Origin of the sequence: Acinetobacter sp. SCLZS86 (assembly GCF_021560715.1) — a bacterium.
Classification (GTDB): Bacteria; Pseudomonadota; Gammaproteobacteria; order Pseudomonadales; family Moraxellaceae; genus Acinetobacter; species Acinetobacter towneri_A.
Map to the genome: position 1 here is coordinate 466,800 of NZ_CP090864.1, position 20,168 is coordinate 486,967.

Consider the following 20,168-nt stretch of genomic DNA (forward strand, 5'->3'; position numbering starts at 1 on the left):
TGAAAAATGTAAGGGATTATGAGACCTTGGTAATTTTGTAAACTGTGTATAAAAAAGCAGTGCCGAGGCACTGCTTTTGGGTTTCTCAATTACAATTCGCAATTACATATTCGGGTAATTCGGACCACCGCCACCTTCAGGTGTTACCCAAGTGATGTTTTGTGATGGGTCTTTGATGTCACAGGTCTTACAGTGAACACAGTTCGCTGCGTTAATCTGGAAGCGTTTTGAACCATCATCATTTTCCATGATTTCGTAAACACCCGCAGGGCAGTAGCGCTGTGCAGGCTCATCCCATTTCGGTAAGTTTACGTTCACTGGAATAGAGGCATCAGTTAGCTTTAAATGCGCTGGCTGATTTTCTTCATGTACGGTATTCGATACGAACACTGAAGATAAACGATCAAAAGTCAGCTTGCCATCTGGTTTTGGATAGTTCGGTTTAAAACTGGTTGCATCTACAGTTTTGAGTGCGCTGAAATCAGGCACTAAATCATGCAAGGTAAATGGTACTTTAAACACGTTCTGGTCGATAAAGTTAAACGCACCACCCATCCATTGACCAAACTTATGCATTGCAGGGCCAAAGTTACGCGCGCTATAAAGTTCTTCTTTCAGCCAGCTGTTGTTGAATTTTTCAGTGTATGCCGTTAGCTCTTTCACAAAGAAATCTTCGCCTTCAGTGACACGAGCAATCGCCAAGTCACCGCCTTTTGCGACACCTGCAGCAATCGCTTCAAATACCGCTTCACCGCAAAGCATGCCCGACTTCATGGCAGTATGAGAGCCTTTGATTTTGGCAAAGTTTAAGAAGCCTGCATCATCACCAATTAAAGAGCCACCTGGGAAAGTGAATTTTGGTAATGAATTAAAGCCACCTTTGGTCACAGCACGCGCACCATATGAAATACGTTTGCCGCCTTCTAGATACTGTTTAATTAGAGGGTGGGTTTTCCAACGCTGCATTTCCATAAATGGATACATGTGTGGGTTGGTATAAGACAAGTCCACAATCATACCTAAAGTAACTTGGTTGTTTTCAGCGTGGTATAACCACCAACCGCCTGAAGAACCTGTTTCACTTAATGGCCAGCCTGCACCATGCATCACCAAACCTGGTTTGTGTTTTGCAGGGTCAATTTCCCAAAGTTCTTTAATACCAATTCCGTAGTGTTGTGGATCGGCATCTTTATCCAAATTGAATTGTTGGATTAAACGCTTACCTAAATGACCACGGCAGCCCTCTGCAAAAATGGTGTATTTGGCATGTAATTCATAACCTGGTGTGAAGTTATGTGTTGGCTCGCCGTCTTTACCAATGCCCATGTCACCAGTTTGGATGCCTTTAACCGTACCATCGGCATGGTATAGAATTTCAGATGCCGCAAAGCCAGGGAAAATAGAAACTTCTAATTCTTCGGCTTTTTGGCCTAACCAACGCACCACGTTGCCTAGCGAGATCACGTAGTTACCATCGTTATGCATGGTTTTAGGTACCATCCAATGCGGTGCTTGCTGGGCTTTTTCAGGTGACATCAAGAAGAAAGTTTTATCTTCAGTTACAGGCACATTTAAAGGCGCACCTTCTTCTTTCCAGTTAGGGAATAACTCATTGATGGCACGAGGTTCAAGAATTGCACCCGAAAGGATATGCGCACCAACTTCAGAGCCTTTTTCGACCACACAAACGGACAGATCATTTAAATTGTTTTCAATTGCAAGTTGACGAATTTTGATCGCAGCAGAAAGACCCGCAGGGCCTGCGCCTACGATGACTACGTCAAACTCCATCGATTCACGTTCGATGTGTTCCATGTAGGACTCCTCATATAATTGAAGGTGGCAACCGCATCAAGCAACGGTGCTGCCATGAGTATTTTTAGTTGCCAGACACAAATTTAATCGTGTCTTTTACAGTATGGGTAAGTATTGTGAGCTAGTATAGTTTTAAACCGAGTCTTAGCCAATTGGCTGAATCGTATTATTTTTCCGTCAGTAAGGTACTGCAGCATGAAGCATGACGACAATTCAATCAAACCGACAGAAAATGTAGCTACGGCTGATAATAAAAACTTAATGCACATTGCACAATATATAAAAACTGGACAGTCAGGTCACAAAAGATCAATCCCCCCTCTAGAGCAATGGCATCCAAAGCATTGTGGAGCAATGGATCTGCTGGTCAAAGCCAATGGAGAATGGTGGCACGAAGGTCAATTGATCAAACGCCAAGCATTGGTTGATCTGTTTTCTAGTGTGTTATGGAAAGAGCAGGACAAGTTTTATTTAAAAACCCCCGTGGAACAAATTGAAATTCAGGTGGAAGATGAGCCTTTATTTATTAATCAGGTTGATGTGGTCGAAATCGGACAGCAAAATTATATTCAACTCACCACTACGCATCAGGATATTGTGATTGTTGATGCCGAGCATCCTATTTTTATGCGTGAATATGCAGGTGAGCTACGTCCTTATGTGCATGTGCGTTTTGGTATTAATGCCCTGATTCAGCGTGCGGCTTTTTTACATTTGGTGGAATTGGGTGAGCTGAGTGAAAATGCGCAGGGCGAAACGATTTTATCGTTGAAAAGTGGTGATTTGCACTTGCATTTAAGCAGCTGAGGTTTAAGCTTTATTCATCCCGTTTTGTATTGCTGAATCTCTTGCTATGACAGCCATTCATCCTGTTTCTCCCTTAAATCAAGCTATGCCAAAAGCACAAGCCAGTGCGCCAATTGGTATTTTTGATTCGGGAATAGGAGGTTTGTCGGTTGCTATTGAAATTGCAGAATATTTGCCTAATGAAAGCATAGTGTATTATGCAGATACAGCACACGTGCCTTACGGCCCACGCGATGATCAAAATATTCGGGAACTCACTGCAGCTGCAATCGAATGGTTATATCGACAAGGATGTAAAGTTGCAGTCGTGGCGTGTAATACAGCTTCAGCTTTTAGTCTAGATTATCTGCGCGACCATTACGGCGAAGATTTTCCTATTATTGGTTTAGTGCCTGCTTTAAAGCCTGCTGTATTAAATAGCCAAACCAAAACAGTGGCTGTACTTGCGACACCTGCCACTTTTCGTGGGCAACTCATTAAAGATGTGATGCAGCGTTTTGCGATTCCTGCTCAAGTGCAAGTCTTGAATGTCACTAATCTAGATTTAGTGCCTTTTGTTGAGCAAGGTGCGCAAATGAGTGAGGCGTGTTTAAGTTCCTTACAGCATAGTTTGCAACCTGTGGTCGATCAGGGAGCGGACTATTTGGTACTCGGTTGCACCCATTATCCTTTCTTAAAACCTGCGATTGAGTCTATTTTTGGTCACAAACTGACATTAATTGACTCAGGAATTGCCGTTGCGCGTCAAACCTCCCGCATTTTAATTAAAAATGAGTTATTATTTGACCAAAGTGTGGCAGATACATTACAAATCGCGTGTTATGTCAGCGGGAACAATGCAGAACAATTAAAACCCGTGTTGCAGCATCTTATTCCAGGCAATATTTCTTGGAGTATCGCAAATGTGAGTACTGTGGACTGACTTTTAAGATAATTTTTTTACAATTGGGGAAAGGCATTGCAAGTAGACGGTGACTGACTTGTAATGGTAATAGGAGAGGGAAAACCAATGCTGGATAAGCGTTATCAGGTCTTTATCTCGACTTCTGGGGCAGATATGCAGCCAGAACGAGTGGTCTTGGCACAAACATTGGTAGGAATGGGTTTTTTTTCGTGGGGGTTAGAAAAACGAACCCCACTTAGCACCGCATTTGCACGCCGTCAAATCGATGATTGTGACTATGTGGTGATTCTATTGGGCAGCCAGTACGGTGAGCAATCGGTGTCGGGCGTGGGTTATATGCATTTAGAGTATATTTATGCATTCACCAAGCAAAAGCCAATCATTGTATTTATGCACGAAGACCCAGCTTCACGAGATCCAGCTTTACATGATGAAAAACCTGAATTGCGTGAAAAATTCAAAGAGTTTCGCATATTATTGCAACAAGAAGTCGATCAGGTATTTTGTTACCGCACTCTACGTGATTTAGAGCTTGCTGTCCGCTTTAATATGTCACAAATGCTGGAGCGTTATCCGACGTCTGGTTGGGTCCGTCCGCAAAATACGCAAGCCTTACATGATGAAATTGAAGGTTTAAAAAGTAAGTTAAGTCAGCTAGAAACTGATGTGGGACAGCGTGAAGCAGACCCGTTTTTAAGCCTCTCTAAAGTTTCGATGAATGAATCATATCGTTTTGACTATCGCATGCATGCGTATCAGGATGGTAACTTTAGAGAGCTCAAAGTTGAACGAAGTTTAAGTTGGGCGCAGTTGTTAGCAATTTTAGGCAATACTTTTATTCATCCGACCCCTGAAGAATATTTTTCTAAACGTATGAATGAATATTTGAATGAAACAGGTTTGGATGATGCACGTCAGATCATGCCGCGTGCGCATGCGGTTGCACGTGCTCAAATTAATATTCGAGCGTTGCATGAGATTAAAATGCAAATGCGTCAAAATGACTGGATTGTGCAAGCCGGGCGTGATGATCGTCAGCGGATGCTGTGGCAAATCACGGCAAAAGCGCAAAAACTTTTAGAGAGCAATTTGCTCGATACCTATCGGGCTAATTCCTTTAAAACACCGTATTAATCTCTCAATACAGAGTAAAAAAACTGTTAGAGTAGTCGGGTTCAATCATCAGACACGAGGGCTGGATGTTGTCTACAGCAAAACCCAAAGTAACCGTTCTTTTAGCCAATTTAGGTACGCCTGATGAACCGACTGCAGCAGGGGTTCGCCGTTTTTTAAAACAGTTTTTATCTGATCAACGGGTGATTGAAATCCCCAAACCGATTTGGCAAATCATTTTAAATTTATTCATTTTGCCATTTCGTCCTAAGCGTGTTGCACATGCCTATGCCATGGTCTGGCAACAAGATTCACCGATGCGTGAAATTTTGTTACAACAGGTTGATGCCTTAAAACAGCAGTTATTGCCGCTATATCCTGAGTTTGAGTTGAATATTGTGCCGGTAATGACCTATGGCAATCCGGGTATTCAACAGGCTTTGGAAGCTTTGAGTCAAAATCCGCAAGATCATGTGATTTTGTTCCCTTTATTTCCACAATATTCAGCAACCTCGACAGCGCCTTTATATGATGCCGTTGCCAAATGGGTGCCACAGCAACGTAATTTGCCGGGCTTATCCATCATTCGTGATTATTATCAACATCCTTTATACATTCAGGCTTTGGCGCAAAGTGTGCGTGAATTTCAAGCCGAGCATGGTGTGGCAGAGAAATTGTTAATGTCGTTTCATGGCATTCCACAGCCTTATGCCGATAAGGGTGATCCGTATGCAGAGCGTTGTCGGATCACGGCCAAATTGCTTGCCGATGCTTTAAATTTAAATGATGAGCAATGGGCAATTAGCTTCCAGTCACGTTTTGGCAAACAAGAATGGGTCAAACCCTATACTGATGTCTTACTTGAAGAATGGGGACAGCAGGGCGTGAAGTCAGTGCAAATTATGAGTCCTGCGTTTTCTGCAGATTGTTTGGAAACCCTAGAAGAATTGGCGATTCAAAACGCAGAATTGTTTTTACAAGCAGGTGGCAAAGAATATGCTTATATTCCTGCACTGAATACCCGTGTCGATCATTTGGATTTGCTCAAACAATTACTTCAAGCTAATCTTGATGCTGTAAAGCATACACTAAGCCATTAATTTTTGAGGTTCGCCACCATGTTGCAAGTCAAAATTGTTCCCGTCACCGCTTTTCAGCAAAACTGCTCGATTGTGTGGGATGCTGAAAGCAAAGAAGCGATTTTGATTGATGCAGGCGGCGAGCCTGAGAAACTGAAAGCTGAAGTTGAAGCTTTGGGTTTAACGGTGAAAGCTTTGTGGCTAACTCATGGGCATTTAGACCATGCGGGTGCTGTTGGTGTGTTGCAACATCACTGGAATGTTCCTGTGATTGGTCCACAGAAAGAAGATGCTTTTTGGTTAGATCAACTGCAAGAAGTGTCTGCGCGTTATGGTTTTCCTATCCCTGAACAAGTCACGGTTACACAGTGGTTAGAGGGGGGTGAAGTGCTGCAATTGGGTCAAGAAAGCTTTGAAGTGCGATATGCACCTGGTCATACCCCAGGGCATGTGATGTTTTATAATGCAAAATATGGCATCTTGTGGACAGGCGATGTGCTATTTAAAGGCTCAATTGGGCGTACCGATTTTCCACGTGGCAATCATCAACAATTGCTCGATTCAATTCAGCGCGAATGTTTTAGCTTGCCAGATGACACTCAGTTTATTTCGGGGCATGGTCCCATCAGTACCATAGGATTTGAAAAACAGCACAACCCTTTTGTGGCGGGGCAAGCAGGTTAAGCCTTGTGCTATAATTTAATAGTAAAAGATCATCTAAAATTCAGTGTGTGCTGACTTTTTTTATTTGCGGAAAGGGTTTCCTAAGACTTGTCTGCTTTCGAGAGCAAATAGCATGGCAAAGAATGCAAATAAAATACCAATACTGAGCATTAAAAGATCATGTGTATAAAGACCTAAACCCAAGCTGCTGGTGGCGAGTAAAATCCTCAGCATTTAAATTCCTTTAAGAAATGCTTCCATGGGGTTGTGTTCCTAAAATTCTTGTTGTTGTTTAATTTTTATTCAATGCCGTGTGTTCTACACGCGGCACGATTATAAAGTGCAGCTTATCTTTTTTAAGCCATTATTAAGCAACAAAATTTTGAACAATTTTTGCAAAAATGTGAAAGGTTCCATGAAAGTGGTTGTATTTCTCAATCGAATTTTGAGCTGAAATTTAAGTGCATTTTGTTGTCTTTTAAACTGAGTGATTGTTTGAGTTTATTCCTCAGAATTTTCTGCTTGTGGAGCATCTTGAGTGGGTAAACGATATTCATCACTTGCCCATGCGCCTAAATCAATGAGCTTGCAACGCTCGGAACAAAATGGACGAAAAGGATTGTCTTCCCATTGTGTAGATTCGCCACAACGTGGGCAAGGAAAAGTTCGAGGCATGCTGAACTCCTATGAAAAATACAGGATTGGATTAGGCAAATAGCACCTGACTTGGTAGACTTGTGCCGAATTTTGTAAGTTTGATCTGATTATGCCAATTCGTCAATTTCAAGCCCAGCGTATGCATGCCCCTCGTGATTTTCAAGCCATTGCCAATGAGTCGGTTTGTGTTGAGATTGGGGCCGGAAAAGGTAAACACGCCCTATTGTTTAGCGGGCAGCATCCTGAGCACAAGTTGATTGCGATTGAGCGTACCCGCGAAAAATTTGTGGCAATGCAAAAACAGCATCAACTTGAAGGTCAGCGTAACTTACAAATTGTGCATGCCGATGCCATTCCATGGATTGTGCATGCTTTATTTCCTGCTCAAGTCGAGCAATTCTTTATTTTATATCCAAACCCTGAACCGCATAATGCCACCCAGCGTTGGTTGAATATGCCGTTTTTTGAGTTTCTATTGTCGCGTTTAAAAGCAGGCGGCAGCATTACTTTAGTGAGTAATATTCCTGAATATATTGCAGAAGCACAGCAACAGCTGATTGAAGTGTGGAAATTGCCATTTATTCAGCAGGATGTTCCAGCAGATTCAGCACGCACTCACTTTGAAATCAAATATTTAGCACGTGGCGAGCGTTGTCAGGAACTGCTGATCAGCAAACCTGCGGCTTATACAACCCGTTTTGATGATTTTCAGCCTTTGCAAGGACAGCAGACAACTTTAACACCGACTGCAGTTGAGGCGAAAGCATCCGCAGACTCAAGTGTAACAACTGAGTAAACAGGCATGAAACAGCGCATTGCAATTATAGGAGCAGGACCTGCGGGGTTAATGGCTGCCGAAGTGCTGAGTCAGTTTGACTATGATGTGCATGTTTATGAGCAGAAACCTTCGGCGGCGCGCAAGTTTTTGATGGCAGGTAAAACGGGTCTGAATATTTCACATGCCGAACCAATTGCACAATTTATTCAGCGTTATGATCAGGCGGAATGGTTGGCGCCATGGATTCAGCAATGGGATGCCACATGGATTCAAAACTGGATGCAGGGTTTAGGTATTCAATCCTATGTAGGTTCATCGGGGCGGATTTTCCCACAAGAAATGAAAGCTGCCCCTTTATTGCGTGCTTGGTTAAAACGCTTAGCCGATGCAGGTGTGCAATTTCATTATCGACATCAGGTCTGTGATTTAAATCAAAATCAACTTAGTATTCAAAATTTAAGCACAGGGCAGATTGAACAACAGCAATTTGCCGCCATTGTGATGGCATGTGGGGCAGTGTCGTGGTCGAAATTAGGTAGCGATGGTGCATGGCAGCGTTGGTTATCTGCCAATGAAATTCAGCCTTTTCAAGCCAGCAATGCAGGAGTGGAATGTCACTGGTCTAATTATATGCAGCCAGTATTTGGGCAACCGTTAAAACGTGTACAAGCATGGGTGAAAGGTGCTGTACCAAGCATGGGCGATATCGTGATTAGCCATTATGGTTTAGAAAGTGGCTTAATTTATAAACAAGGGCGCGCGTTGCGACAATTGCAGCAGGAACATCAACCGCTGCAGTTACAACTGGATTTGTTGCCCGATTTAAGTATTGAGCAGCTTTCTCAAAAGTTACAACCTTCCAAAAAACAGTCTGTAAGCAATATTTGGCGCAAGGCGGGTTTGGATGCCGTGAAGTCTGCAGTCGTGCGTGAGTTGGTGGATAAAGCCCTTTGGCAGCAGCCTATGCAACTAGCGCAGCAGATTAAAAATTTAACGGTGCCTTTAAAAGGTTTTCGTCCTATTGAAGAAGCAATTAGCTGCGCGGGCGGGGTTAAACGCGAGGTTTTATCTGCACAATTGCAGTTAAACTCTAATCCTCACGTTTTTCTTTGTGGTGAGATGCTGGATTGGGATGCACCAACGGGCGGCTATTTGCTAACAGCCTGTTTTGCGACAGGACGCGCTGCCGCGGAAGGCGTGCATCAATATTTACAGCAGCGTGTGTAAAAATACATTACTCATCTAGTTGAGGATACTGCCCACGCCAATGTTCTAGTTGTTGCTGCGCCTGTAACAAGTCTGCTAAACCTTGTTGACGTTGTGCTTTACTGACAGGATAAGGAGCAGAAGTTGTGTCTTGAGTTGCCAGATATTGCGCTTGTTTTTCCCAATATTCACTCATTAAGCCTTGAATATAGCGCCCTTGTGGCGTTTTTAAATCCAGTGCTTTAAGCATGGTTAAGGCAGATTGAATGTTGTCCTTCAGGCGATCTTTTGCAAATGCAGCATCAAGTTGTTTGCTTTCATGCAAGCGTTCTAACTCATCTTCTAAATCATTACTTATTTTGTCATGGCGTTGTTCATAATCCATCAGCAATTGAATGTCATGCGGGTCATCCGCAGTCATTTCAAAGGGCTGAATCGCGGCTTGCTCGACCTGACTTTGCATGATTTGATCTTCAGGACTGAGTTTGTCTGTATGTTCTACCTTACTACGCTCACAGGCACTGAGGGCAAAAGCCAAACAAATTGTTAAGGGAGCAATCGCGTGTTTAAAGGTTATTTGCATTTATTTGCTCCCTCTCATTCAACTTTTTGATAGACATACATATGTGTGCAATAAGGAAATTCAATTTCATCTTGCGCATGCTTATTCGTATATTCTAATACTAATTGTTCAAATTGTGTTTTGAGTTGTTGTTGCTGTTCAATCGGCATCGCAGCAATGAAACTAGTCGAAAGTAAACGCTTAGATACTACTTGTTCGACTGTACCGACATGCGGGTGATGAAATTGCTGCTCGTGGGTGAGTTGAAATAAATCTGTATCGGCAAATACCTGACGCCAGTCCTGATTGTGAAAACGCGGGGTATCGCCCTCAAAAGGTAAAATCATCTGTGCCAGTGCATTCACCCAATTGACCGAAATATCACGTTGATTCCAAATTAACAGCAAATAACCTTGAGGTTTTATGATTCGGTGAATTTCCTTTAAACTTTGCAGATTGGCAAACCAATGAAAAGATTGCGCACAGCTCACCAAATCTGCACACTGGTCGGGGAGTGGTAATTGCTCACTTCGTGCCTGAATTGTCTCAACTTGCGGGTAAAGTTGCTTTAATTCGGCTAACATGCTGGCAATCGGATCTACCGCTATAAGCTGAGTTGTCAGTTTGAGCAAATGTGGCAGGAACTTTCCTGTACCAGAACCTAGGTCTACAATATTACTATTCAATGGAACTTGGAGCTGATCTTGCAGGAAAATAGCAACTTCTTGCGGGTAACTGGGGCGAACTTGTTGATACAGGTTTGCTCCTAAAGCAAAGCCTTGTTGTGCGGCAGGGTGTAGAGATTGTGTCATATTTTGCGATTTTTAATCTGCTGTGCATCTATAAAATAACATATTCACTTTTGAACTTGTGTACAGTGTAATCAGGTTTAAAGTAACGGTTTAATTCAGCGCCTTGGCGCCGGTGTGGGAATGGACAAACACATAATTTTTGAAGACGGACATATCCGCGCTATTTTCATGAAAGGCTCATCTCAGGAGCTGATTTTTTCTTTTGGTGATTTAATTACACGAGCCAAAGGCACGTCTATTAATGCAGAAAAATCACTGGAAAAGTTTCATTTCAATGTGATTGGGGTCATGCCTAAGGAAAAATCATGGTTTCCTGAAGCATCTATGCGCGCCATGTTGGCCGCCATTCAAGACCTGATTGCTTCATTTAAAATTCGCGTGGGCTATGGCGGCTCAATGGGTGGATATGCGGCAATTAAATACTCCAATTTGTTGGATTTAAATCGTATTGTGGCTTTGGTACCGCAGTATTCAATTGATCCTGAAGATATTCACGACCCACGTTATAATATGTTTTATCAGGCAGATTTAAATGCCAATATGCGCATTCAAGCGCAAGATGTATCGGCACACCGTGAATATATTGTGGTTTATGACCAATATTATCCTGAAGATCGTGGGCATTATTTAAAAATTCAGCCTTTAATTCCGCATTTACATACTTTGCATTTACCATTTACAGGGCATGATGCGATTGCGATTTTAGCCAATTCTGAATTACTGAATGACTTTTTAACCCATCCTTTTGATGCGCCGTTCTTTTATCAAAAAATTCGCAAGGTGAAAAAGAACAGCAAGTTTTACTATCGTAAAGTGATTGAAAATGTCTTGCCGAATCATCGTTGGTCTTTAGGTCGTATTTTAAAATACAATAACTTACAGCTTGACAGTAACTTCTTTGATGCCAAGTTGAAACAAAACCTGATTCGCTCCTTACTGAGTAATAAACAGGTCGATCAGCACGATTTAAACAAACTCGGCTTACAAATTCAGTTGCCGTATGAAAATCGTAATGTCTTGCTCGACCATTTTGGTCATGGTTTGGTGTTTAACATCATCAGTCAAAAAATTGAGAGCTATGCCGCACATGCAATTGCCTTAAATCATAAATTCCTGATTCCGATTTATGCAAAGGGCAGTGGTTTGGTGCAAATTTATCTGAACGATGAACGCTACTTAATTAGTATGAATGATCGTCATGTGATGAAACTATGCAAGGAACAAGATGCACTGGCTGCAGGCATGCACCCCTTGATATTAAAAAAATATAGCGACTATTTTGTGTTGAGCTATAAAAATTTGAACTTGAGCAGTGATGAGTTCGGTGGCAATGATTTTGTAGAAGATTTGCCAGATACTGCCAAATTTACCCTAGAACTGGAACAGTAAGCTGCAAAGTTTGATCCATTATTTAGATGGTTTAAATTTTAGACACTTGTATTGTTTTGCCATTGGGCTAAGATGATCTTAAAACATGCTTTTGTTGATCATTCCAAGGGTAGTATGTATGACCAAGTTGTTAATGCCTGCTGTGCTTGTTTTGCTGTCTAGTTTAATTTTATCTGCGACTTTATTTGCAGATGCGCCTGAGCCGAAGGCTTATCTATTTTTTGCTTTAGGTTTGTTGGTTTTGTTGGGATTAGGCACTTATGTATTCCGACAAATTCAAAAAACGATACGCTATCACATGAATAAGCCTGCAGATTAAATGCAGGCTTTTCTATTTGCACTGAGTTGTTTTTATAATTTTGAGCAAACCAATAAATCAAAAAAATTATAGCTTGATCACTTTAATTTCTTCTTCAGTTTCTGCATTTGGGGCAGCCTGCGTCTGTGCTTCCTGAGTAGGTGCGGCAATGGTGGCTGTTGGGGCGATATTCTGCGAAGGTGCGCTTAATGGTACTTGATAGATAGGCACGGTATGATCACTTTGTCCTGTAATCACTTCTTTGGTTTCCTGAATTTTAGTATTTACATTGTTAGCAAGTTGCTGCCCAGTATGTTTGGCTTGAGCCGCACCCTGACTGCCCAATTGTTTGGCATTGTCTAAAGCTTGATGTGCGGATGGGCGAATTTTTTCAATGCCTTTTTCGGTGACTTCGCCAACTTTTTGTGCAGCATGAATCACACCTTCCTGAGTTTTGTATGCCCAAACATGCAAAAGGTTTGGATTGTCTGCATAAGGCTGAATAGGTTTATTGCTTTGAGTTTGCGCATTACTGCTTTGTGCCCCCACCGAAGCACTGCTGAGTAATAGTCCAATACAAATGCTGATATTGATCTTTTTCATAGTGCTGTGCCTCTTTGGATGTCGAATTCTGTTCGATGAAAGGTTTTGAATAGAATGTACTGCATTGTATAAAGCCTAGATGAACTGCAGTGTTTATTTTTCATAAGTATGATGTGTTTTTAGGTGAAATTTAAAGTGTTTGAAACTTTAAAATATTTGAAATTATGGCAGCATTGCGGGCTTAAAGAAGAAGACCCACATAAAATTGTGGGTCTTGTTTCTCTGGAGAGTTTTTAAAGCAGGGCAGCAATGGCTACACTGCTTTTGTCATCTTAGTTTGAATTATCAAGAGATGCTGCATATATATTGAAAGTCCAACAATCTTGCTACATCATGATACATTCTAGGCTGATTATAGTTTAGTTGCATTGTGCAAGTGCATCTTTATGAAAATGGTTGCGCAAGCTAATGAAGTTTTTTTGCACGGTAGCATCGTGTAAGTCAAAGTGAGTTGCTATGCTGGTTCCATCTTGTGCAAATGTTGCAGAACCTGCAGAAATTAATGCATTGCCTTTAAATGCCCATTGTTCAATAGAACGACCTGCTTGCAGTGTACCTGTAAATTCAATAACGCATTTATCAATAAATTTAGTGAGTTTTGCGCTGTTATTGACAGTGTTTGGGTAAACTTCGATGTTTTTCACTTCTTGTAAAACACCTGCAGTAAGCTGCGGAATAACAGGTGCAGAAGTACACGCACTAAGAGAAAGGCAAGTTAAACCCGATAAAATGAGTGTTTTAAGTTTCATAAGCTCGTTTTCTTGTTGAGTGTTGTTAGGTTGAGTATAGGGAACTGATATTAAGTTTTCTAGAAATAATTATTTCTCGATAACTGTAAAATTGACGTCTTGATTGTTTAGCTTAATCAGTATTCTCTCTCCTTTCAATGTCGGTTCAGATTTAAGTAAGAAAAGGCCACTGTTAAGAACTAAATCGTGAAGATTTTTAAATCCATATTCGAGTTTGATCTTTTTGTTAGAATCAGGGAATTTATTTAAAATGATTGCTGCGATGGTTGTAAGAGAAATCCACCCATTATTTTTATGGTTATTTTCAATTTGAGTCTTAATTTCTTGGTAGATTTCATCTACTGGAAAAATAAAATGTGTTTTGAATAAGTTGGATTTTAAGTATGAAATTTGAGCATCTATTCCTGTTTGTGCAGTTAAACAATATTGCTCGAATTGATCTAAAAAGGGTTTATGTTTTTTCTCTAATAATAATAAAAAGTCTATAGCATTATGGCATTCATCAAGCACTGATAAGTTAAACTTTTCTTGAAAGTGATGTGTTACGAAATTACGATCTGCAACAAACTCTTGTAATTGAGAGTTTAGTTGCTGATAACTACATTCGGATAAATTAAATTCTACTCTCATATCAATACGAATAGAATTTTTAACATCGTTTGCAATTGAGTTTTCATCTTGCTGTGTACGGATGAAAAGAGAACTCAAAGCTTTAGAGCTCAATCCACCTAATGTGTGATTATTGACTAATGGTTCTGTGATTAAAGGAGCTGAGTTTTTTTCAAAGCTGATAGACCGATTGAGTTTTAATAAAGACTTTAATCGCATTTCTACGGTTTGGAAGCGAATAAGTTGCTTTCCAAGTAATATAAAGATTTTATCTCTGCATTCTTCGATATTTTGCATAATAAATTTTATTAAAAAACCCCACTCATTTATAGCGGGGTTTCTTTTAACTTACAAGCAATTAAGACTTTAGTGCTGCAACACACTTACATCTGCAACACGTGTAAATAAATCACGTAACTGCGCGAGTAAACGTAAGCGGTTGGCTTTCAACTCAGCATCATCAGCCATCACCATCACACTGTCAAAGAAGGCATCAATAGGCGCACGTAATGCAGCCAATTGAGAGAGTGCAGTGGTGTAGTCTTTCGCTGCCAATAATGGCTCAACCACAGGTGTGATTTTTGCAAGTTCAGCGAATAATGCTTTTTCTGCATCTTCCACCAAGTTTGCTTCAATGACGCTTCCTTCAGGCGCGGTTTCTTTGGCTAAAATGTTGGCAACACGTTTGTTGGCAGCAGCCAAAGCAGCAGCTTCAGGCAAGGCACGGAAATGATTCACCGCAGTCACACGCTTATCAAAATCAAGTGGCGATTTTGGTGATAAAGCTTGAACTGCTTGAATCACATCAACAGCAACGCCTTGGTCTTCATATTTCGCACGGTAACGACCTTCAAGGAATGCAACAGCATCCGCTAACGTCTTGTCGTGGTCTTTCAATACATCGCCATAAGCTGCCAAAGCAAGCTTGATCAGTTCTTCAATTGAAACATCAAGTTCATTTTCAGTCACTAAACGCAGGATACCAATCGCAGAACGACGTAGCGCAAATGGGTCTTTAGAACCTGTCGGCGCTTGACCAATACCAAAAATACCAGTTAAAGTATCTAGACGATCCGCAAGGGCAATCGTTGTACCCGTTTTGGTTTTAGGCAGAACGTCACCCGCGAATTTAGGTAAATATTGCTCGCCTAAAGCTTCCGCAACTTCGTCATTTTCACCTTCAAGACGAGCGTAGTAAGTTCCCGCAATCCCTTGAAGTTCTGGGAATTCACCTACTAACTCAGAAGTTAAGTCGCATTTTGCAAGCAGGGCAGCTTTTTCAGCATCTTCAGCTTTTGCACCCGTAATCGGAGCAAGTGCGACAGCCAGTTTAGCAATACGTTCAGACTTGTTCCACAAAGTACCCAGTTGTGCCTGGAATACCATGTTGGCCAGTTTCTCTTTACGAGAAGCTAATGGCTGTTTTTGGTCTTGCAAGAAGAAGAATTCAGCATCAGACAAACGTGGACGAACCACTTTTTCATTACCTTCAATAATTTGAGTCGGGTCTTTAGACTCAATATTGGAAACAGTAATGAAGTAAGGTTGTAATTTATTGTCAGCATTCACCAAACAGAAATACTTCTGATTGTCTTGCATGGTGGTGATCAGGGCTTCTTGAGGCACAGCAAGGAAGCGTTCTTCAAAGCTCGCACGAAGCGCAACAGGCCATTCTACCAATGCAGTCACTTCATCACGTAGGTCGCTAGGCACAATCGCAATTGCATTAACTTCATCTGCCAACGCTTTTACTTGCTGATCAATGATCGCTTGACGCTCTTCAAACGACGCTACAACGTAAGCAGCTTTTAACTTCGCTAAGTATTCATCGGCATGCGTTAAAGTGATTGCTTCAGGGGCATGGAAGCGGTGACCATAAGTCACATTAGCTGCCTGATGATCTTGAATCGTGGCTTCAATTACTTGATGATCTTTGAGCAACACCACCCATTTAACAGGACGCACAAATTCAGTACGGCTCGCAGCAGAACGCATACGTTTTGCAATTGGCAGGTTGTCCAACGCAGTTTGTAGAATTTGTGGCAACAATGCATCAAGGCTTTGACCTTTCACATCTTTTAGGTAGCAGACTTTTTCAACTTTACCTGCTTGGAAAGTAGAAACCTGATCAACCGTAATACCTTGACCGCGCATAAAGCCTTCAAGCGCTTTGGTCGGTTTGCCTTCGGCATCATAGGCGGCTTGAACAGCAGGACCATCAAAACGTTTTTGGGTGTCTGCTTGTGCGGCATCTACATTGACAATTTTAAGTGCCAAGCGACGTGGCGCTGCATAGGCTTCAATTGCATCAAAAGCTAAGCCTGCATCTTTTAAACCTTTTTCAGTTTCTGCAAGTAGTGCATCGCGTAAGGTTTTTAAGCTTTTCGGTGGGAGTTCTTCGCAACCGAGTTCAAATAAAACTGTATGTTTAGACATTATTTGCTTTCCTCAGTATTTTGCGCTTTGGCTTCCGCTTCAACCTGTGCTTTTAACTGCGCCAAGACTTCATCACGTAAATGCGGTTCTGCCATTGGGAAGCCTAATTTTGCACGTGCAGCCACATAACTTTGAGCAATAGAACGTGCTAAGGTACGTACACGTAAAATATAACGCTGACGCTCAGTCACAGAAATTGCACCACGCGCATCCAACAGGTTAAAGCAGTGAGATGCTTTAATCACTTGTTCATACGCAGGTAATGGTAATTCTGCTGCAATTAAACGGCTTGCTTCTACTTCATAGAAGTCAAACAGTTCAAACATTTTATCAACAGGCGCATATTCAAAGTTATAGGTCGATTGTTCAACTTCATTTTGATGGAACACATCACCATAAGTGACAGTACCAAACTGTCCTTTAGTCCAAACCAAGTCGTAAACTGAGTCTACACCTTGCAAGTACATTGCAAGACGCTCAAGACCGTAAGTGATTTCGCCTGTTACAGGGTAGCATTCAACACCACCGACTTGTTGGAAGTAAGTGAACTGAGTCACTTCCATACCATTTAACCATACTTCCCAACCTAAGCCCCAAGCGCCGAGTGTTGGAGATTCCCAGTTGTCTTCTACAAAGCGAATGTCATGCACCAATGGGTCAATTCCAATCGCTTTTAAAGAATCTAAATACAACTGTTGGATGTTGTCTGGGTTTGGTTTCAGCACTACCTGAAATTGATAGTAGTGTTGTAAGCGGTTCGGATTTTCGCCATAACGACCATCTTTAGGACGACGAGATGGTTGTACATACGCCGCATTCCATGTTTCTGGACCTAAAGCACGTAGGAAGGTTGCGGTGTGGAATGTCCCTGCACCCATTTCCATATCGTAAGGTTGTAAAACGACGCAGCCTTGCTCCGCCCAGTAGTTTTGTAAGGCAAGAATTAAGCCTTGAAAGGTATCAATATGCGATATGGCGCGACTCATGGTCATCCACTTAAAATTAGAGAAAAATTGTGCTCAATTATAAGGATTTTGAGGTGTGCTGGCAAAGGTTAAAGCACAACTAGCGGCTGGTGGTTTGGGGTTTTACAAATTCACTGATAAATGAAAGATATAAAACAAATACATCTTACTAAATGATTGCCTTATAATCTTGTCCAATTGTCACCACTGGATTGCCTGCCCGTGTTTCATTCACAACTTGATTGGCTGAATACGCTGAAACCCAATTTTAAAGTATTGCCGTTAAAAGAACGCCTACTTTGTGGTTTGGGCGCATTATTGGGTTTAGCAATATCTTCCCTGATCAGTTGGTGGGTGTTGGGCGGTATGAATGCATGGTATATCGCCCCGATGGGTGCCTCTTCGGTATTGTTGTTTGCTGTGCCTGCCAGTCCTTTAGCGCAGCCGTGGAATATTGTAGTTGGGAACAGCATTGCAGCAATTATGGGCGTGAGCTGTGCTTTATATATTCCAAATTTAACAGAAGCCTTTAGTGTGGCGGTGGCTTTATCTATTTTCTTGATGATGACCACCGATTCGCTGCATCCACCGAGTGGGGCAGTGGCCATTACCGCAGTGCTTGGCGGAGATGCCGTACGTGAACTGGGTTATCACTTTATCTTTTATCCTGTGCTGCTCAATTCAGTTTTGCTGCTGGTGATTGCAATCGTATTTAACCGCATGATTGGCAAGCCTTATCCTCAAGTGCCACAGTTGAATCAACGTACCCAAGACCCAACGCCTACTCAAAAAGCCACTATTCAGCCGCAAGATATTCAAGATGTTTTAGATGCACAAACCCAGTTGCTTGATATTAGTGAATACGACTTACAAAAAATCATCTTAGAAGCACAGCACAAAGCCAGTGAACGACAAACTCAAGCACTGACTTGTGCTGATATTATGAGTAAAGATGTGATTACCTTGCAGCAGGATGATGATATTCACAGTGCTTTAGAAAAATTCAAACACATGAATTTAATGAGTTTGCCAGTCATTGATACAGAACAACATTTGGTGGGAACTTTGGCATTGTATGAAGTGGTGGAATGGTTTAAACACGCAACAGACTTGCCTTATAGCTGGAAACATCAAGTAAAGCATATCATGTTGCGCCAAGTGGTCACGGTGCAACCGCAACAAAGTATTCAAGACCTTGTGCCGTACTTTGTCGAGCGTTCTTTTAACTATATTCCTGTGGTAGATCAGCAGCGTTTGGTGGGGATTATTAGCCGCGCCGATATGATTGCCATCTTAAATCAACAGCTTGCTGTAAAGACGAATTGATTGACTCACATTGTCGATGCGAATTCAACACGCTTCAATTCTGAAAACACTGAACTGTTATGACACTCTGAAATATGGTGCAGGTTGAAAGGCAAAAAAAAGCTACGATGCTTGGGGGAGCAATCGTAGCGAAAAAGAAGAAAGTTGTGTAAATAGGGTGGTATCTAAGAGTGAATCGGTAAACGATTAAAACCTATAAATCTTAGATGTGGTCAGTCTTTAAAATTTCAATACCGTTTATCAGTCTTGATCAGAATTGACCGTGCGCACAGGTCTTGTGTAGCCCTGAGTATAGTTTGCTGTATTCGACTGGTTTTGTTTAGGGATCACCAACCACAACACTAAATACACCAAAATGCCTGGAAAAGCAGCACTCATCACAGAAACAATCACAAAAATTAAGCGCAGTAAATTTGCGTTCCAACCAAAACGTTCAGCAATACCACCCATTACCCCAGCAATCATATTTGAGCGGTTTGAGCGATATAAACCAACATTGGCCATCTAATTCTCCTTGAGAGATCTAAAATTCAAAATAAATACCCGCTGATGTTTAGCTTCGCAGCACATCATCTGTATATAAGATAAAAATGGTGATGCAATTGGATTTTTAAAGGGCGGTAGCAAAGCAATTAGTAAAGTTATGTAACTTTTGGTGTTGCTTAAACCAGCATCCACCTAAAATATCGTAAAGAAGCGATGGGCAGAGTAAGCGCTTGACCACAAAGGATTGAGGAAAAGCATGGCTTACATTGAGCTGCCTATTTGGTGGTTTGAATAGGACTGAATAATCAGTCTGGTCACTCTATATGAGGGATAGTGTGTCGGCTAAATCAAATATTTGCGCAGTTTCTATATGGAGTGCAGTGGCATTGCTTGGATGCGATGATTCACAACTTGAGCAAGCTGCAGTGCAAAAATATACAGAACAGGCAGAAACTAAAAGACTGACTGAAGTGGCAGGGCAGGCAACCGCACCCATACAAACGGCTGCAACGGAACATCATATTCCCGAGAATCATCTAACTTATGTGGGACGCTATACCATTCAAATTAGTTGTGAAGATAAGTTTGTCATGTGCGAACGTGGAACAGTCGATTATATTCTGACCTTATTGCCTGATGGGACGGCACATCGTATTTTTGTCAATGCGGGGCAAATCAGTTATGACACTGAAAAAAAATACCGCAAAGATTTATGGTTCTATGATGAAGACGCGCATCAAATTGTGGTGGCACGCGCCTCTGGGGTGAACTTTTACTATAATGTTGATCAAGACCATAATTTAATTATGGATAAACACAAAATTGCGATTGCAACAGAAAATAATCGTGAATACTTTAAAACTAATCCCTTACCTTCGCAAAATTATCATTTAATTAGAGCAAGTTAATTG

The 20,168-nt window shown here is 41.5% G+C and carries 21 protein-coding genes; 11 read left to right on the top strand and 10 right to left on the bottom strand.

What is annotated here, in order from left to right; genetic code table 11:
• Positions 1-102: 102 nt before the first annotated feature.
• Positions 103-1,815, bottom strand: a complete 1,713-nt coding sequence (locus LZP46_RS02040) for an electron transfer flavoprotein-ubiquinone oxidoreductase (RefSeq protein ID WP_236094521.1) — start codon at positions 1,813-1,815, stop codon at positions 103-105.
• Between the two features lie 195 nt (positions 1,816-2,010).
• Here LZP46_RS02040 and LZP46_RS02045 point away from each other — a divergent pair, with 195 nt between their 5' ends.
• From LZP46_RS02045 to LZP46_RS02065, 5 genes are all read left to right on the top strand, one after another.
• Entirely contained in the window at positions 2,011-2,622 is a 612-nt protein-coding gene (locus LZP46_RS02045) for a DUF1285 domain-containing protein (protein WP_236094522.1), read from the top strand.
• A gap of 46 nt (positions 2,623-2,668) precedes the next feature.
• The gene (murI, locus tag LZP46_RS02050; protein ID WP_236094523.1) at positions 2,669-3,544 is read left to right on the top strand and encodes a glutamate racemase; all 876 of its coding nucleotides are present in this window, start codon (positions 2,669-2,671) and stop codon (positions 3,542-3,544) included.
• A gap of 87 nt (positions 3,545-3,631) precedes the next feature.
• Entirely contained in the window at positions 3,632-4,660 is a 1,029-nt protein-coding gene (locus tag LZP46_RS02055) for a DUF4062 domain-containing protein (protein WP_236094524.1), read from the top strand.
• A gap of 65 nt (positions 4,661-4,725) precedes the next feature.
• Positions 4,726-5,739 (top strand): ferrochelatase, encoded by a 1,014-nt coding sequence (gene hemH, locus LZP46_RS02060; RefSeq protein ID WP_236094525.1) that lies wholly within the window; start codon positions 4,726-4,728, stop codon positions 5,737-5,739.
• Positions 5,740-5,757: 18 nt separating this feature from the next.
• A complete protein-coding gene (locus LZP46_RS02065) occupies positions 5,758-6,402 on the top strand; it encodes an MBL fold metallo-hydrolase (RefSeq protein ID WP_236094526.1) in 645 nt (214 codons plus the stop codon).
• 480 nt (positions 6,403-6,882) lie between these two features.
• Here LZP46_RS02065 and LZP46_RS02070 read toward each other — a convergent pair whose 3' ends face one another.
• Positions 6,883-7,056 carry a DNA gyrase inhibitor YacG gene (locus tag LZP46_RS02070; RefSeq protein WP_236094527.1) on the bottom strand — a complete coding sequence of 58 codons (174 nt, stop codon included), beginning with the start codon at positions 7,054-7,056 and terminating at the stop codon, positions 6,883-6,885.
• 85 nt (positions 7,057-7,141) lie between these two features.
• Between LZP46_RS02070 and LZP46_RS02075 the strand changes: the two genes are divergently transcribed.
• Together LZP46_RS02075 and LZP46_RS02080 are read left to right on the top strand one after the other, a co-directional pair.
• Complete coding sequence (locus LZP46_RS02075) at positions 7,142-7,834, top strand: tRNA (guanine-N(7)-)-methyltransferase (RefSeq protein WP_236095157.1); 693 nt, start codon at positions 7,142-7,144, stop codon at positions 7,832-7,834.
• 6 nt (positions 7,835-7,840) lie between these two features.
• A complete protein-coding gene (locus tag LZP46_RS02080; protein WP_236094528.1) occupies positions 7,841-9,043 on the top strand; it encodes a TIGR03862 family flavoprotein in 1,203 nt (400 codons plus the stop codon).
• A 7-nt stretch (positions 9,044-9,050) separates the two neighbouring features.
• On the opposite strand, the gene LZP46_RS02085 is transcribed toward LZP46_RS02080, so the two are convergent.
• Together LZP46_RS02085 and LZP46_RS02090 are read right to left on the bottom strand one after the other, a co-directional pair.
• The gene (locus tag LZP46_RS02085) at positions 9,051-9,605 is read right to left on the bottom strand and encodes a hypothetical protein (protein ID WP_019836035.1); all 555 of its coding nucleotides are present in this window, start codon (positions 9,603-9,605) and stop codon (positions 9,051-9,053) included.
• A 14-nt stretch (positions 9,606-9,619) separates the two neighbouring features.
• Complete coding sequence (locus LZP46_RS02090) at positions 9,620-10,396, bottom strand: class I SAM-dependent methyltransferase (RefSeq protein ID WP_019836034.1); 777 nt, start codon at positions 10,394-10,396, stop codon at positions 9,620-9,622.
• A 120-nt stretch (positions 10,397-10,516) separates the two neighbouring features.
• Between LZP46_RS02090 and LZP46_RS02095 the strand changes: the two genes are divergently transcribed.
• Together LZP46_RS02095 and LZP46_RS02100 are read left to right on the top strand one after the other, a co-directional pair.
• A complete protein-coding gene (locus tag LZP46_RS02095) occupies positions 10,517-11,785 on the top strand; it encodes a hypothetical protein (RefSeq protein ID WP_070154424.1) in 1,269 nt (422 codons plus the stop codon).
• Positions 11,786-11,903: 118 nt separating this feature from the next.
• Entirely contained in the window at positions 11,904-12,104 is a 201-nt protein-coding gene (locus tag LZP46_RS02100; protein ID WP_019836032.1) for a hypothetical protein, read from the top strand.
• 66 nt (positions 12,105-12,170) lie between these two features.
• Here LZP46_RS02100 and LZP46_RS02105 read toward each other — a convergent pair whose 3' ends face one another.
• The 5 genes from LZP46_RS02105 to glyQ all read right to left on the bottom strand — a co-directional run bounded on the left by LZP46_RS02105 (position 12,171) and on the right by glyQ (position 17,466).
• Positions 12,171-12,686 (bottom strand): hypothetical protein, encoded by a 516-nt coding sequence (locus LZP46_RS02105; protein ID WP_236094529.1) that lies wholly within the window; start codon positions 12,684-12,686, stop codon positions 12,171-12,173.
• 359 nt (positions 12,687-13,045) lie between these two features.
• Entirely contained in the window at positions 13,046-13,435 is a 390-nt protein-coding gene (locus tag LZP46_RS02110) for a hypothetical protein (protein WP_236094530.1), read from the bottom strand.
• 69 nt (positions 13,436-13,504) lie between these two features.
• Positions 13,505-14,341, bottom strand: coding sequence for a hypothetical protein (locus LZP46_RS02115; RefSeq protein WP_178318634.1), 837 nt, complete (start codon positions 14,339-14,341; stop codon positions 13,505-13,507).
• A 69-nt stretch (positions 14,342-14,410) separates the two neighbouring features.
• On the bottom strand, positions 14,411-16,480 hold the full coding sequence (glyS, locus tag LZP46_RS02120) for a glycine--tRNA ligase subunit beta (protein WP_236094531.1): 2,070 nt from the start codon (positions 16,478-16,480) through the stop codon (positions 14,411-14,413).
• Positions 16,480-17,466, bottom strand: a complete 987-nt coding sequence (glyQ, locus tag LZP46_RS02125; protein WP_019836027.1) for a glycine--tRNA ligase subunit alpha — start codon at positions 17,464-17,466, stop codon at positions 16,480-16,482. The genes glyS and glyQ overlap by 1 nt, the downstream gene beginning before the upstream one ends.
• Before the next feature lie 201 nt (positions 17,467-17,667).
• On the opposite strand from glyQ, the gene LZP46_RS02130 reads away from it, so the two are divergent.
• Positions 17,668-18,771, top strand: coding sequence for an HPP family protein (locus LZP46_RS02130; RefSeq protein ID WP_236094532.1), 1,104 nt, complete (start codon positions 17,668-17,670; stop codon positions 18,769-18,771).
• A 240-nt stretch (positions 18,772-19,011) separates the two neighbouring features.
• Here LZP46_RS02130 and LZP46_RS02135 read toward each other — a convergent pair whose 3' ends face one another.
• Positions 19,012-19,275: a PspC domain-containing protein gene (locus LZP46_RS02135; RefSeq protein ID WP_070154447.1), complete on the bottom strand. Its 264-nt coding sequence runs from the start codon at positions 19,273-19,275 to the stop codon at positions 19,012-19,014.
• Positions 19,276-19,592: 317 nt separating this feature from the next.
• Here LZP46_RS02135 and LZP46_RS02140 point away from each other — a divergent pair, with 317 nt between their 5' ends.
• Positions 19,593-20,165 carry a hypothetical protein gene (locus tag LZP46_RS02140; protein ID WP_236094533.1) on the top strand — a complete coding sequence of 191 codons (573 nt, stop codon included), beginning with the start codon at positions 19,593-19,595 and terminating at the stop codon, positions 20,163-20,165.
• Positions 20,166-20,168: the final 3 nt, after the last annotated feature.